We start from the raw sequence: 14,407 nt of genomic DNA, 5'->3' as shown, positions 1-14,407 counted from the left end.
CGCGCGGCGTTTCAAGGTTCACGCGCGCGGCGCCCGGAGTGTTGCGCTGTTCAGCTTTTTTTCTTCACCGGCCGCACGTAGCCGGCTTTCGCGATCTGGGTCTTGTCGTTGAGCACGAGTGTGTCTTCGGGTACGTCCTTCCAGACAGTCGTGCCCGCCGCGATGGTCACGCCGCGGCCCACGCGCACCGGCGCGACGAGCTGCGTATCGGAGCCCACGAACACATGGTCTTCGATCACGGTGCGGTGCTTGTTCGCGCCGTCGTAATTGCAGGTGATGGTGCCCGCGCCGATGTTCACGCCCGCGCCCACGTCGGCGTCGCCCACGTAGCTCAGGTGATTGGCCTTCGAGCCCAGGCCGATGTTGGCGTTCTTCACCTCGACGAAGTTGCCCACGTGGACCTCGTCGGCGAGTTGCGCGCCGGGGCGCAGACGCGCGTAAGGCCCAAGCACGGCATTCGCGCCAACCGTCGCGCTCTCGATATGCGTATAGGCATCCACACGCGTGCCCGCGCCGATCCTGGCGTCGCGGATCACGCAGTTCGGGCCGATGCGCACGTTATCGGCGAGCGTGACCTGGCCTTCGAACACGCAGTTCACGTCGATGAACACGTCGCGCCCGCAGCTGATCGAGCCGCGCAGGTCGAAGCGAGCCGGGTCCGCGAGCGTCACACCGGCAGCGAGCAGCGCGTCGGCGGCGTTGCGCTGGTACACGCGCTCGAGTTCGGCGAGCTGCTGCTTGCTGTTCACGCCGAGCGTTTCCCATTCTTCGTCGGGCTGCGCGGTCACGACCGGATGGCCCGCCGCGATCGCCGCTTCCACAACGTCGGTGAGGTAGTACTCGCCCTGCGCGTTCTCGTTCTTCAGCGCCGCGAGCCAGCCCGCCAGCGGCGCCGTGGGCGTCACGACGATGCCAGTGTTGATCTCGTCGATGAGGCGCTCGTCGTCGCTCGCGTCCTTCTGCTCGACGATGCGCAGCACCTGGCCCGTCGCGCCGCGCACGATGCGGCCGTAGCCGGTCGGGTCGTCGAGCTTCACGGTGAGGATGCCGTAGCCCGCTTTTGCCCCGGCGTTGGCCGCGACATCGGTGAGGCGTTTGAGCGTGGAAGCGCGCGTGAGCGGCACGTCGCCGTAGAGCACGAGCGTGGGCTGGTCCGGATCGAGCAGCGGCAGCGCCTGCGCGAGCGCGTGGCCCGTGCCGAGCTGCTGCTCCTGCACGGCGAACTGCACGTCGGGCGCGGCCACGGCGGCGCGCACGGCCTCGCCGCCATGGCCGATCACGACCACGAGGCGCGTGGGCGCGAGGCTGCGTGCGGTGTCGATCACGTGCGAGAGAAGCGGCTGGCCGGCGAGAGGATGGAGCACTTTCGGCAGTGCGGAATGCATGCGTTTGCCCATGCCTGCCGCGAGGATCACGATGTTCATTGCATCGGTGACTTGAGAGGGGATGAAGCGGCTGATTTTAGCATGGGGGGGTATCCCCGACGCCGCAGCCGGCGGGCGTTTGCTGCATCAGCGAACATTCTTTTACACACTTGCGACAGCCGCAAAAAAGGCGGCCATGACAGGCCGCCTTGGGGTCCGATGCGGTTTTGCGTGCGACGGCTATGCACTACGCGCACGACGCCGTCCGCGCCCCGTTTCAGAGCTCGTCGAGGGGCGTGAACTTGAGCGTCGCGCCGCCTTGCGCAGGCGTATCGGCGGAATCGGTCGAGCACGGTTCCTCGTCGAACGCGATATCGCCGGCCGGGTCGGCCACGCCCGTCGCGCGCAGATCCTTGAAGCCGAACAGCGTCGCGTCCATCAGGTGCGACGGCACGACATTGCCGAGCGCGTTGAACATGTTCTCCACGCGGCCCGGGAAGCGCTTGTCCCACTCGCGGATCAGCGCCTTCATTTCCGCGCGCTTGAGATTGGGCTGGCTGCCGCACAGGTTGCACGGAATGATCGGGAATTCGCGCAGTTCGGCGTACTTTTCCAGATCGGTTTCCTTCACGTAGGCGAGCGGCCGGATCACGATATTCTTGCCGTCGTCCGATTGCAGCTTGGGCGGCATGCCTTTGAGCTTGCCGCCGTAGAACAGGTTCAGGAGCAGCGTCTGGAGGATGTCGTCGCGATGATGGCCCAGCGCGATCTTGGTCGCGCCGAGCTCGCCCGCCACGCGGTACAGAATCCCGCGGCGCAGGCGCGAGCACAGCGAGCAGGTGGTCTTGCCCTCGGGCACGAGGCGCTTGACGATGCTGTAGGTGTCCTGATTCTCGATGTGGTACGGCACGCCCACCTTGTCGAGATACTGGGGCAGCACGTGCTCGGGAAAGCCGGGCTGCTTCTGGTCGAGATTCACCGCGACGATCTCGAAGTCGATCGGTGCGCGCTCGCGCAGGCGCAGAAGCACGTCGAGCATCGCGTAGCTGTCCTTGCCGCCCGAGAGGCACACCATCACCTTGTCGCCGTCCTCGATCATGTTGTAGTCGCCGATCGCCTGGCCGACCTGGCGCACGATGCGCTTGAACAGCTTGTTGTTCTCGTAGGCTTCCTTCTGCTCGCGGCGCGTGAGCGCGGCGCGGCCGGCTTTTTCCGTGGAAACTTCGGAGGGCGCCTCGGCGGCGGCTGCCGTCTCAGCGGCGGCGAGCGTTTCGGGGGCGTTCATGAATCAGTCCTCCTTGATGCGAAAGACCTCGACGCCCACCGCGTCGCAGTCCGGGTACACGTCGGGCTTTTCAGTCGACACGCGCACCGCGCGAACCAGCTCGTGCGAGAGCAGCGCGGCGGCGAGGTCGTCGCAGAGCGTCTCCTGCAGATGGATATGGCCCTGGCCCACGCGTGCGGCGACGGTCGCGCGCATGAAGTCGTAATCGACGACTTCGCGCAGCTTGTCTTCATGCGGCGTGGTCGACGAAAGCGGAACGAACAGGTCGACGTTGATGACGACGCGCTGCTCGCCGCGTTTTTCGAAGTCATGCACGCCGATGTTGATGTGCACTTCGTAGTTGCGCAAGAAGAGCCGGCGGCAATCGGCGAGCCGGGGATGGATGAGTACGGCGGACATGTTCGTTCCAGTCGATAAAAGCGTGCGGTTTTCCTGCACGGCGCGGGGCGTTGCGCGCCTCGCGGGTCATACGGTTTGCAAAGCCTTCGCGCGATGGCAGGCGCGAAAAGCGGATTCAGGTCGCGTGAAATGTTCTCGTAGCCGCGACGGTCTACGCATTTAGTTGCGTTATTGGGCATGACCCACGAAACGCCGCCGCAACGCGGCTCGCCGCCCGACCCGGTCCATTCAGGCCGATTTCAGGCCGACATCAGACCGATGCCTGATCGCCCGTCAAAAACATCACGTCGCGCGGCAGCGGCACGAGATGCTGGCCGCCGTCGACCACCAGCGTCGAGCCGGTCACGCCCGAGGCCTGCGCGAGATACAGCGCGGCCTCCACGAGATCGGCGGGACGCGACGCGCGGCCGAGCGGCGTGACCTGGTGCGCGGCGGCGAAGCTCTGCGGCGTCTGGTCGCCCGACTGCAGTGTGAGACCGGGCGCGAGGCCCACCACGCGCAGCTTCGGCGCGAGCGCCTGGGCGAGCGCGACGGTGGCGTTCTGCAGCGCGGCCTTCGTCAGCGTGTACGACAGGTAATCGGGATTCATGTTGTACAGCTTCTGATCCAGCACGTTGATCACGCAGGGCCGCAACGATTCGTCGTGCGCCGCGGCTTCGGGCGTCGCTTCCCACAGCATGCGCGCCAGCACGAGCGGCGCGCCCACATTGATCGCCATCAGATGCTGCAACCTTGCGTAACCCACGTCGCGCGCCGTGTCTTCCTCGAAGCGCGACGCGTTGTTCAGCACGCACGCGGGCAGCCCGAGCGCCGCGGCGCAATCGGGCACGAGGCGCGCGACTTGCGCCTCGTTCGCGAGGTCGGCGTGCAGCGCGACCGCGCGGCGGCCCATGGCGCGAATCTGCGCGACGACCTCGTCGGCCTGGGTCTGCGAATCGCCGTAATGCACCGCGACGTCCCAGCCACGCTCGGCAAAGCCCAGCGAGAACGCACGGCCGATGCGGCGCGCGCCGCCCGTCACCAGGATCACGCGCGCGGCCTTTTGGGCGGCCGAACTGCCCAAATGCGAGGTCCGTTCGCACGGCTGGGTGGTCTTCGATACAGGGCCGGATGGCGGCGCGCCCTTTGGCGGTGCGCCCTCCGGCGATTTACCCGGTGCCGGGCGCGTCGCGTCGTGCCCAGCCTCGGCCTTTGGCGGCCCCCCCGCAACCCCGCCAGACGGGCGGATGCCCGATGTTTCGCTCATTTACAATGCCGGGATGAATCCGAAAGCTCACGAACCCGCTAGTTTACCTGTTCCCGAGCCGATCGCGCTCGCGCAGTCCGAGGCGCTCGCCGCCACCGTGCGTGCCGAAGTCGCCGCGACGGGCGGCTGGCTGCCGTTCGACCGCTACATGGAGCGCGCGCTCTACGCGCCGGGGCTCGGCTATTACAGCGGCGGCGCGCGCAAGTTCGGCCTCTTCGCCGACGACGGCAGCGACTTCGTGACCGCGCCCGAAATGTCGCCGCTGTTCGCGGCCACGCTCGCGCGCGCCGTGGGCGAAGCGCTCGCGGCAAGCAGCACGCGCGCGCTCATGGAGTTCGGCGCGGGCACGGGGCGGCTCGCCGCGGGCGTGATGCTCGCGCTCGAAGCGCTCGGCGTGCCGTTCGATTCGTACGCCATCGTCGATCTTTCGGGCGAGCTGCGCGAACGCCAGCGCGAGACGATCGCGCGGCTCGCGCCGCATCTGGCCGCTCGCGTGCAGTGGCTCGACGCGCTGCCCGCGCAGTTCGAAGGCGTGGTGATCGGCAACGAGGTGCTCGACGCGATGCCGGTGCGCCTGTTCGCGCGCAAGGACGCCGTGTGGCACGAGCGCGGCGTGAGCGTGAACGGCGACGGCGCGCTGCAGTTCTCGGACCGCCCGGCGCTGAGCGGCATCGACGCCGACTGGGCGCGGAGCGTGCCCGGCAGCGTGCTCGCGGAGATCGAAGGCAGCGAAGACTACGTGACGGAAACGCACGAGGCCGCGCTCGCCTTCACGCGCACGATCTGCGCGATGCTCGTGCGCGGCGCGGCGTTCTTCATCGATTACGGCTTTCCGCGCGGCGAGTACTACCATCCGCAGCGCGTGCAGGGCACGCTCATGTGCCACTATCGCCATCGCGCGCACGGCGACCCGTTCCTCTATCCCGGCTTGCAGGACATCACGGCGCACGTGGAATTCAGCGGCATCGCGCAGGCCGGCGTCGAGGCGGGCGCGGACCTGCTCGGCTACACCTCGCAGGCGCGCTTCCTGATGAACGCCGGCATCACCGAGGTGCTCGGCGAGATCGACCCGCACGACGCCGCGCGCTTCTTGCCGGCCGCGAACGCGGTGCAGAAGCTCGTCTCGGAGGCGGAGATGGGCGAGCTCTTCAAGGTGATCGCGTTCTCGCGCGGCATCGATGCGACCATCGCCGCGTTCGCGCGCGGCGACCGCAGCCACACGCTCTGAGCGTGATCCATACACCGGGCCGACCATGATCCGCTGGTTTCTGACCACCTTCATCGCCGTCGCGATTCTCTCCGGCGCGCAGCCGTGGCTCAGGAAGCTCGGCATCGGGCGGCTGCCCGGCGATGTCACGCTGCGCCTCTTCGGCCGCGAATATCCGCTGCCGTTCATGTCGACGCTCGTGCTCTCGATGGTGCTTTCGTTGCTCGTGCGCGCGCTTTGAGCGAGCCCGCGACGCCTCGTCGGATTCATCTGCTGAATCGTGTGCACCGCCAAACCAGACTGTCGCTTCTGCGGCCCTACGCGCACAAATCGCGGTCTCTCCTGGCTAACCGTCTCGGGGCACACTAGACTGGCATGAAGCGCGTTCACCGTCGGAGACAGCAATGGGCTACAACGTACTCGATGCGCTCTTTCATAAGCTGAAACCCACCGCGGGCCTTTGCATGCCGAATGTCGAGCAGTTGAAGGATATGCTCGACAAAGCAGAGGACTACACAGCAAAGGCGCGCGATCTTCAAACCTTCGTCGCGGCAAATCCGGCGCTCCCCGATCAGTTGAAGAGCGCCAATGAGGCCGTCGCGGCAGTTCGCGATCATATCGAGTCCGTGGAGACGCGCATCACCGACATTCTCGCGGCGTGCGAGATTTCGTCGGCGATCGCGGAGCTCAACGTGTGGGTATCGAATCCCAACGGCGATAACGCAGCAGCGGCCGCCGCATTCGACAAGCTATTCGGCGGCGTTGCCCATTACGCGGCCAAGCTGCCGCCGCCGGTCAGCGCGTATGCGAAGGTTCTCGAGCAAATCGGCATCAGCCGGTTCTTCACCAACATGCAGGACAAGATGAACCCTGAAGGAAGCGGGCCGCATGGACGTCAATTGCGGGAGGTGCTCGACACCATCGACAACCAGTTTCGCCCCGCCCCGCGCAATGCGCCCTAGTGCGGCGGGTTACAGGCGGTGCGTGTAAGCGGCTTGCGGCCGCTCAACGTAGCGGGTCCGGGGCCATTCACGCGATTGGCCGCCATCACGCAGCCACCAGCGCCTTTTCCACCGCGTCGACCCGCGCGCCGTGCACCGCTTCCTTGATCTTCTCCGCGGCGTTCTTGCCCGCGCCCGCTTCGCTGATCGTCTGCGCGATCGCGCCCGCGTCAACGCCGCGCGCCGCGGTCAGCGCCACGCGCAGCCGCTCCGCCTGCGGATAAGGCGCGTTCTCCCAGTTCAGCCGCCCGCGCAGATCCGACTCGCAGGCCTGCAGCGCTTCGGCAAAGCGCGCGGGCTTGCGCAGCGCGTCGCTGCGCTCGAACAGGCGCACGAGCGCGGCCGCGCCCATGTCCATCACGCGATGCACGTTGCCGTGCTCGCGCGCGACGAGCAGCGCGAGGTCGCGGCATTCGTTGGGCACGCGCAGCCGGTTGCACAGCGGCTTGAGCAGGTCGACGCTGCGTCCTTCGTGGCCGATGTGGCGCGGCAGCACGTCCTCGGGCGTGGTCGCCTTGCCCAGATCGTGCGTGAGCGCGGCAAAGCGCACCGGCAGCGTATAGCCCTGCGCGGCGGCGTGATCGATCACCATCATCACGTGAACGCCGGTATCGACCTCGGGGTGATAGTCGGCGCGCTGCGGCACGCCGAACAGGTTGTCGACTTCGGGCAGCACGCGCGCGAGCGCGCCGCATTCGCGCAGCACCGCGAACATGCGCGAGGGCCGGTCTTCCATGAGCCCGCGCGCGACTTCCTGCCAGACGCGCTCGGGCACGAGCGCGTCGACTTCGCCGGAACTCACCATCGACTGCATGAGCGCCATGGTCTCGGGCGCGACCGTGAAATCGGCGAAGCGCGCCGCGAAGCGCGCCACGCGCAGGATGCGCACCGGGTCTTCGAGAAACGCATCGCTCACGTGGCGGAACACGCGCTCGCGCAAATCGTTCGCACCGCCAAACGGATCGACCACGGGCCCGGTCAGCACGCCGCCGGGCTGGACCTCGCGCGCCATCGCGTTGATGGTGAGATCGCGCCGCGCAAGATCCTCTTCGAGCGTGACGTCGGGCGCATAGAAGAACTGGAAGCCGTGATAGCCGGCCGCCGTCTTGCGCTCGGTACGCGCGAGCGCGTACTCCTCCTGCGTCTGCGGATGCAGGAACACCGGAAAGTCCTTGCCCACTGGACGATAGCCTTGCGCGGCCATCTGCTCGGGCGTCGCGCCCACGACCACGTAGTCCCGGTCGCGCACGGGCAGCCCCAGCATGTCGTCGCGGATCGCGCCGCCTACCACGTAAATCTTCATGCGTCGGGTTCGTCGTGCTCGATGCGGTGGGTTTCCTTGCGCGCGGCTTCGATCCATGCCGCGACGGCGGGCTCGGCGCTCACGCGCGCCGCGTAGGCGGCCGCCTCGCGCGAAAGCTGCGGCGCGTAGGTGTTGAAGCGCATCACGACGGGCGCGTACATCGCATCGGCGATGCTGAATTCGCCGAACAGGAACGGACCGCCGCTGGCTGCGAGGCACTCGCTCCAGAGCGCGTCGATGCGCGCGATGTCGGCGAGCGTGCCCGGCGTGGCGCCGGTGCCCGGCTTCGAGGTGCGGATCGCCATCGGCATGTTCGTGCGCAGATTGGTGAAGCTCGAATGCATCTCGGCGCTCACGCTGCGCGCCCGCGCGCGAGCGTTCGCGTCGCGCGGCCACAGCGCGTGCTGCGGGAAGCGCTCCGCGAGCGTTTCGGCGATCGCGAGCGAGTCCCACACGGCGAGGCCGTCGTCGGTGATGAGGCACGGCACCTTGCCCGATGCCGAGAACGCGAGAATCGCGCCCTTCGTTTCGGGCCGGTCGAGCTCGATCAGCACCTCTTCGAACGGAATGCCGAAATGCGTCATCAGCACCCAGGGGCGCATCGACCACGATGAGTAGTTCTTGTCTCCAATGACGAGCTTCATATTGACCGTTTTATCGTTGAACAGGAGTCGAGGTTGGGGCGCGCCACGCGCCCGGGCTCGTGCCCGGCTGCGTGGCCCGCTTCGTTGCTTCGTTGGTCCAGCGATTGTGCTACCGGCCGCGCGAGGCGCCGCGTCTACCGGTGCGCGCTCGCGCGGAAGACATTCAGGCGCGAGCGCAGCGAGGCGTCGGCGAGATAGAGCGGCGCGATCGTCTCGATGCTCGCGGGCTCCACGCCGAGCTCGGGTGCGAGCGGACCCGTGAGCACGCTGTCGACTTTCATCGAATCGAGATTGTCGCGCGTGAGCACCGGCACGCCGGGCGCCATTTCGAACGAGAGCGCCTGGAGCCGCGCGAACGCATCGGGCAGCCGCACGATGCGCGCCTGACGGCCCACCACCTCGCCGCAATACTGCACCAGCTGCTCGAGCGTGTAGACCGTCGGACCACCGATTTCATAAGTGTGCCCGCTCGCGGCGTCGAGATCGAGCACATTGACGATGGCCTTCGACACGTCGCCCACATAGACGGGCTGGAACTTCGCATCGGGCATGCCGAGCGGGATCACAGGGAAGAGCTTTTGCAGCACCGCGAAGCGGTTGAGGAAGGTGTCGTCCGGGCCGAACACGACGGACGGGCGCAGGATCGTCGTGGCAAGCGCCGTGGCCGCGTGCACGGCTTTTTCGCCATCGCCTTTCGAGCGCAGATACATGCTCGGCCCGCGCGAGTCGGCGCCCAGCGCGCTCACGTGGATCAGGCGGTGCACGCCCTTGCTCTCGCAGGCGGCGACGATCTTCGTGGGCAGCTCGACGTGCAGTTTCGCGAAGCCCGGGCCATAGGGCGTGCCGTGCCCGCCGTTGAGCGTGCCGATGAGATTGATGACGGCGTCGGCGTTTTCGACGAAGCTCGCGAGCGCGACCGGATCGGTCACGTCGGTTTCGATCACGTCGATGGGAAGCAGCGTGAGATGGCGGGCGTTGGTGCGCCGCCGCGCGGCGACGCGCACGTCCTTGCCCGCCTCGACGAGCGCGTTGACGAGATGGCTGCCGATGAATCCCGAACCGCCGATGACCGCGATGGCTTGATGTCTCATCTTCGACCTCCTCGTGCATCCTCGTGCGGACGGCGGCGCGCTGCGCCCGCATCCGCAAGGGGTGGGTTCGTGCAGCGGCGCGGCTCCGTGGGAGCCACGCCGCGCGACGCTCACTGCAGCGGCGAGATATAGCCCAGACGCGTCTTCAGCGATTGCGGACGACCCTCGAACAGCGCCGCATAGTAGACCGTGTTCGACAACACGTTTTTCACGTAATCGCGGGTTTCCTGGAACGGAATGGTTTCCGCGAAGATGGCGCCCTCGACCCCGCGCGGCAGCGAAGCACGCCACTGGCGCGGGCGTCCCGGTCCGGCGTTGTAGCCCGCCGTGGCGAGTACGGCGGAGCCGTCGAACTGATTGTAGATCATCGACAAATAGTTCGTTCCGAGCAGGATATTGGTGTCGAGGTCGTTGAGCTGGTCGCGCGAGAGCGGGCCCAAGCCAATCTTCTTCGCCACCATCTGCGCCGTGGCCGGCATGAGCTGCATGAGGCCGCTCGCGCCCACGCCCGAGCGCGCATTGAGGATGAAGCGCGATTCCTGGCGAATCAGGCCGTAGGCCCATTCGACGTCGAGGCCGTTGGTTTGCGCGTCGCGCTCCACCACGTCGCGGAACGGCGCGAGATAGCGCAGCGAGAAGTCGTGCTGGGTCTGCGTGCGGTCGGCCGTGTTGACGGTGCGGTCGAGCAGCTGGATGCGTTTCGCGTATTCGGCGGCCGCCAGCAACTGGCGATCGCTCATGCCGCGCAGCGGCCAGTTCCATTCGCGGTTGCCTTCGAGCCGCAGATTCAGCGCGTAGAAACGCTGCGCGAGCGCGAAGCCCGGCGTTTGCGCGACTTGTGCGATTTCGGCGTCGGAGACCGTGGTCTTCGGCGGAATGGTGATCTGCTGGCCGAGTTCTTCAGTCGCGAGCTGGCCGTAGAAGTTATAGCCCTGCGAGATCGACGCGAATTCCTGGTTGGCCTGATCGGCCTGGCCCGCCTGCTTGAGCGCGCGCGCGTGCCAGTAGACCCAGGTGGGCTGCGCCCGCAGCGCCGTGGGCATCTGCTCGATCGACCAGCGCACCATGGTCCAGTCGCCGCCGAGCAGCGCCGCGCGCGTGCGCCATTCGTAGGCGGCGTTCGAAAGCGGCGCGTTGGCCGAGAGGCGATACCAGTCGAGCGCGCCCGGCATGCGCTTGAGCGCGGCCTGATAGCCGATCGTGCCCCAGCCGATCGCGCGCTCGGGCGAGGTGAGCGAAGGCGCGACCGCCGCGAAGGTGGCGGCCGTCATGGCGGGGTCGTTGCGCGCCATCACCGTGACCGCGAGCAGCGCGAGCTGATGCGATTGCGGATCGGCGCCGACGCCGCCCGCAAGCGTGAGCGGCGGCGTGCTGACCGCCTGGCTGAACGCCGTGGGGTCGGGACGCTGCGCGAGTCCGTCGAGCAGCTTCGCGCCCGTCGAGGTCTGGTTCTGCTCGTAGGCGAGGCGGATCTGCTGCCAGACGTCGTCGCTCGAGAACTGGCCTTTGATGGCGAGCGCGGTGATGAGGTCGACGCAGCCGTCGCCGTAATAGCGCGGCTCGGTGAGCAGCGCGCGCGCATCGTTCGCGACGTTTTCGCCGCGCGCCGCGCGCGACTCCAGCGCGTAGCACTTCACCTGGGTGTCGTCGTTGAGCACGAAGCGCGGGTACTGCTGGTCGAAGTTCACCCAGTCGTGGCGCGCGCCGAGCACGAGCAGATAATCGTTGCGCAGGCGGTCGGCGATGGCCTCGCCGTCGTGGCGCTGCAGGAACGAGAGCACCGGCGCGTCGGGGGCGTCCACGCGCGCGTGGCCCTGCGAATCGAACAGTTGCGGTTTCAACTGGAAGTATTCGAGGTACGACGGCGCGGGATAATCCGGAATCATCGCAGCGAGTTGCGCGGCGCGCGCGGCATCGTTATTGCGTGCGGCCTCGCGAAGCTGGATGAAGGTTTGATCGTCGGGCGAAAGAGCGGCCCCCACGGGCAGGGCGACGGGCCGCACGGCATCGGCCGTACTGCACGCGACGAGTGCCGCGGCGGCCAGTGCAAGACCGACCGCGCGATATACTCGGACAAGGCGTTTGGACATCGTTATTTCTGGAGCGCGAGGTGAACCCAAGCATAGCATGCAACCCCACGGCCGAATCCAAAAAGGCGTGGCGTACGCGACTTCGCGCAGTGCGTCTCGCAGCGTCCGCCGAAGCCCCGGCCAACGCGGCGCTGACGGCTCATCTCGACGCGCTCATCAGCCGTCTCGCACCGCGTTCGATCGGCTTTTACTGGCCGTTGGCGGGCGAGTTCGATGCGCGCGAATGGATCGCCGCGTGGCTCGCGGCCGACGCATCGCGCCGCGCCGCGCTGCCCGCGATTCCCGAGCGCCATACGCCGCTGCATTTCTATTTCTGGACGCCGGGCGCGCCGATGCGCGAAGGTCATCACGGCATTCCCGAGCCGGCCTCGCCCGAAGCGGCCGTGCCCGAGTTGCTGCTCGTGCCCTGCGTGGGATTCGATCGTGACGGCTACCGGCTCGGCTATGGCGGCGGCTATTACGACCGCACGCTCGCGGCGTGGCCCGGCGAGGCGTTGCCGCTCACGGTGGGCATCGCCTATGAAGCATGCCGCATCGATGACGGCGTGCCCGAGCGCGGCGCGCACGATCTGCCGCTCGATGCCGTGGTCACCGAAGCCGGCGCGCATCTCGCGGGGCGTCTCGCTGCGCGCTGAATTGCGCTTGTCTTGCACCAGCGGGCGCGCTGCGCCTGCTCCATTTTCGCCGTCGTTTTTAGCGGTCGTTTTTTCGCCGTCGTTCGACTCGTAATCTGCTCTGCTGCGTGCCTTGCTGCGTACCCGGCACCGGCCCCCGACATCATGCGCAATCCTGTTCCCCGTATTTATTTTCTCGGCGACGAAGCCCTCGTCTGCGAAAGCCCGCCGCCCGCCACGCTCGAGGTCCAGCGCCGCATCTGGGCCGTGGCCGCGAGTGTGCGCGGCTGGGACGCCGTGCGCGAAGTCGTGCCCGGCATGAACAACCTGACGATCACCTTCGATGCGCTCGCCGCCAACGCCCACGCGCTCGCCGCCGCGCTCGAAGCGGCATGGCACGAGGCTGCGGACGCGGCGCAGGCCGCATCGGAGAGCCGCGAAGTCGAGATCCCGGTGAGCTACGGCGGCGCGGCGGGCCCCGATCTCGCCGCCGTCGCGCAGCACACCGGGCTTGCGAGCGCCGATGTCGCCGCGCGGCACGCCGCTGGCGTCTACACCGTGTTCTTTCTCGGCTTTCAGCCGGGCTTCGCCTATCTCGGCGGGCTCGACGCCGCGCTGCACGCGCCGCGCCGGCGCGAGCCGCGCCTCGCGGTCCCCGCGGGGTCGGTCGGCATCGGCGGCGAGCAGACCGGCATCTATCCCGCACAGGCGCCCGGCGGCTGGCAGCTGATTGGCCGCACCGCGCTCGCCCTCTTCGATCCCGCGCGCAATCCGCCCACGCTGCTCATGCCCGGCGACCGCGTGCGCTTCGTCATCGAGAGCATCAGCGAAGACCTCGTCGAGGAGACCCACGCATGATCGAAGTTCTGCGCGCCGGCCTGCTGACCACGGTCCAGGATCTCGGCCGGCCCGGCTACCGGCATCTCGGCGTCGCCACCGGCGGGGCGCTCGACACGCTCGCGCTCGAAGTGGGCAACCGGCTCGTCGGCAACCGGCACGACGCGGCGGGGCTCGAAATCACCTTCGGCCCCGTGGCGCTGCGCTTCGCGCGCGCGACGCGCGTGGCCATCACCGGCACCGAATTCGGCGCGACGCTCGGCGGCAAGCCGGTGTGGTCGTGGTGGAGCCTGCCGGTCGAGGCCGGCGAAACGCTCGTGCTCAACGGCGCCAAACGCGGCATGCGCGCCTATGTGTGCGTCGCGGGCGGCATCGACGTCCTGCCGATGCTCGGTTCGCGCAGCACCGACCTCGCCGCCGGCTTCGGCGGTCTCGCGGGCCGCGCGCTCAAGGACGGCGACCGCCTCGCCACGGGCGCTTCGTTCGCGGCCGGTGGCGAGCGTGCGTCGCTCGCCGCCGGCGCGCCGCCCTTCGGCGTGAAGGCGCCCTCGCAGTGCAGCTTCGTCTATCCCGACGAAGCGCCGCACCGGCGCGGCCGCCATCCGGACGGCGCGCTGTGGGCCATGCCCGTGCGCGTGCTGCGCGGCCCCGAGTACGAGAGCTTCACGCCCGAGGCGCAGCGCGCCTTCTGGTCCGACGAATGGCAGGTCACGCCCAACAGCAACCGCATGGGCTATCGGCTCGAAGGCACGCCGCTCGCGCGCGAGGCGCGCACCGACCTGCTCTCGCACGCGGTGCTGCCGGGCACGATCCAGGTGCCGCCGAACGGCCAGCCCATCGTGCTGATGAGCGATGCGCAGACCACGGGCGGCTATCCGAAGATCGGCGCCGTGATCCGCGCCGATCTCTGGAAGCTCGGGCAGGTGCGGCTCACGGCGGCCGTGCGCTTCGTCGAGACGACGCCAGCCGTCGCGCGCCACGCGCTGCTGGAGGAACGGGCCTACCTGCGGCAGATCGACACCGCGATCGCCATGCAGGACGAGCGCCACGCGAGCCGCCGCGCACGCGGCGCGGCCACGCAGGGCCCGGGGGCATGACGCGGGCGGAGCGAGCGATGCAAACGTCGCAAATGGTAAACGCGACAAAAACGGCGCAAGCGACGCAAGCGTCGAACGCCATATCGGACCCAACATCGAGCGCGACGGCGGGCAACGTCACCCACCGTCGCGAATCCAACCACCATCAGGGAACCAGCAAGGCATCGAGCCAGACATCGGGCGCCCTGGCCGCATGGAAACGCGCGGAGCCGACCGGCACGAACCGGCA

General features: G+C 68.1%; 14 protein-coding genes. 6 read left to right on the top strand and 8 right to left on the bottom strand.

Annotation, left to right across the window (positions count from 1 at the left end; translation table 11 throughout):
• Positions 1-50: 50 nt before the first annotated feature.
• From glmU to U5775_RS32370, 4 genes are all read right to left on the bottom strand, one after another.
• Positions 51-1,424, bottom strand: a complete 1,374-nt coding sequence (gene glmU, locus U5775_RS32385) for a bifunctional UDP-N-acetylglucosamine diphosphorylase/glucosamine-1-phosphate N-acetyltransferase GlmU (RefSeq protein ID WP_322062209.1) — start codon at positions 1,422-1,424, stop codon at positions 51-53.
• Positions 1,425-1,641: 217 nt separating this feature from the next.
• Positions 1,642-2,649, bottom strand: coding sequence for a tRNA 2-thiocytidine(32) synthetase TtcA (ttcA, locus tag U5775_RS32380; RefSeq protein ID WP_322062208.1), 1,008 nt, complete (start codon positions 2,647-2,649; stop codon positions 1,642-1,644).
• Between the two features lie 3 nt (positions 2,650-2,652).
• Positions 2,653-3,048 carry a dihydroneopterin aldolase gene (locus U5775_RS32375; RefSeq protein ID WP_322062207.1) on the bottom strand — a complete coding sequence of 132 codons (396 nt, stop codon included), beginning with the start codon at positions 3,046-3,048 and terminating at the stop codon, positions 2,653-2,655.
• Between the two features lie 250 nt (positions 3,049-3,298).
• The gene (locus U5775_RS32370; RefSeq protein WP_322062206.1) at positions 3,299-4,111 is read right to left on the bottom strand and encodes an SDR family oxidoreductase; all 813 of its coding nucleotides are present in this window, start codon (positions 4,109-4,111) and stop codon (positions 3,299-3,301) included.
• A gap of 196 nt (positions 4,112-4,307) precedes the next feature.
• On the opposite strand from U5775_RS32370, the gene U5775_RS32365 reads away from it, so the two are divergent.
• The 3 genes from U5775_RS32365 (at position 4,308) to U5775_RS32355 (ending at position 6,463) form a co-directional block, all read left to right on the top strand.
• Positions 4,308-5,522 carry a class I SAM-dependent methyltransferase gene (locus U5775_RS32365; protein ID WP_322062205.1) on the top strand — a complete coding sequence of 405 codons (1,215 nt, stop codon included), beginning with the start codon at positions 4,308-4,310 and terminating at the stop codon, positions 5,520-5,522.
• Between the two features lie 25 nt (positions 5,523-5,547).
• Positions 5,548-5,742, top strand: a complete 195-nt coding sequence (locus U5775_RS32360; protein ID WP_322062204.1) for a DUF2905 domain-containing protein — start codon at positions 5,548-5,550, stop codon at positions 5,740-5,742.
• Positions 5,743-5,965: 223 nt separating this feature from the next.
• Positions 5,966-6,463, top strand: a complete 498-nt coding sequence (locus U5775_RS32355) for a hypothetical protein (RefSeq protein ID WP_322062203.1) — start codon at positions 5,966-5,968, stop codon at positions 6,461-6,463.
• 85 nt (positions 6,464-6,548) lie between these two features.
• Here U5775_RS32355 and U5775_RS32350 read toward each other — a convergent pair whose 3' ends face one another.
• The 4 genes from U5775_RS32350 to U5775_RS32335 all read right to left on the bottom strand — a co-directional run bounded on the left by U5775_RS32350 (position 6,549) and on the right by U5775_RS32335 (position 11,630).
• Positions 6,549-7,805 (bottom strand): multifunctional CCA addition/repair protein, encoded by a 1,257-nt coding sequence (locus U5775_RS32350; protein WP_322062202.1) that lies wholly within the window; start codon positions 7,803-7,805, stop codon positions 6,549-6,551.
• Positions 7,802-8,449 carry a glutathione S-transferase family protein gene (locus tag U5775_RS32345; RefSeq protein ID WP_322062201.1) on the bottom strand — a complete coding sequence of 216 codons (648 nt, stop codon included), beginning with the start codon at positions 8,447-8,449 and terminating at the stop codon, positions 7,802-7,804. The genes U5775_RS32350 and U5775_RS32345 overlap by 4 nt, the downstream gene beginning before the upstream one ends.
• 134 nt (positions 8,450-8,583) lie before the next feature.
• Positions 8,584-9,540 (bottom strand): complex I NDUFA9 subunit family protein, encoded by a 957-nt coding sequence (locus U5775_RS32340; RefSeq protein WP_322062200.1) that lies wholly within the window; start codon positions 9,538-9,540, stop codon positions 8,584-8,586.
• A 110-nt stretch (positions 9,541-9,650) separates the two neighbouring features.
• Positions 9,651-11,630: a lytic transglycosylase domain-containing protein gene (locus U5775_RS32335; RefSeq protein WP_322062199.1), complete on the bottom strand. Its 1,980-nt coding sequence runs from the start codon at positions 11,628-11,630 to the stop codon at positions 9,651-9,653.
• A gap of 8 nt (positions 11,631-11,638) precedes the next feature.
• Here U5775_RS32335 and U5775_RS32330 point away from each other — a divergent pair, with 8 nt between their 5' ends.
• The 3 genes from U5775_RS32330 (at position 11,639) to U5775_RS32320 (ending at position 14,178) form a co-directional block, all read left to right on the top strand.
• Entirely contained in the window at positions 11,639-12,265 is a 627-nt protein-coding gene (locus U5775_RS32330) for a 5-formyltetrahydrofolate cyclo-ligase (RefSeq protein ID WP_415913706.1), read from the top strand.
• 144 nt (positions 12,266-12,409) lie between these two features.
• A complete protein-coding gene (gene pxpB / locus U5775_RS32325; protein WP_322062197.1) occupies positions 12,410-13,102 on the top strand; it encodes a 5-oxoprolinase subunit PxpB in 693 nt (230 codons plus the stop codon).
• A complete protein-coding gene (locus U5775_RS32320; RefSeq protein WP_322062196.1) occupies positions 13,099-14,178 on the top strand; it encodes a biotin-dependent carboxyltransferase family protein in 1,080 nt (359 codons plus the stop codon). The genes pxpB and U5775_RS32320 overlap by 4 nt, the downstream gene beginning before the upstream one ends.
• The last annotated feature ends 229 nt before the right edge of the window (positions 14,179-14,407 follow it).

Origin of the sequence: Paraburkholderia sp. J63 (genome assembly GCF_905220245.1) — a bacterium.
Taxonomy (GTDB): domain Bacteria; phylum Pseudomonadota; class Gammaproteobacteria; order Burkholderiales; family Burkholderiaceae; genus Paraburkholderia.
The sequence above is the reverse complement of the archived record's forward strand: the minus strand, read 5'-3'. Positions and strand labels throughout refer to the sequence as shown.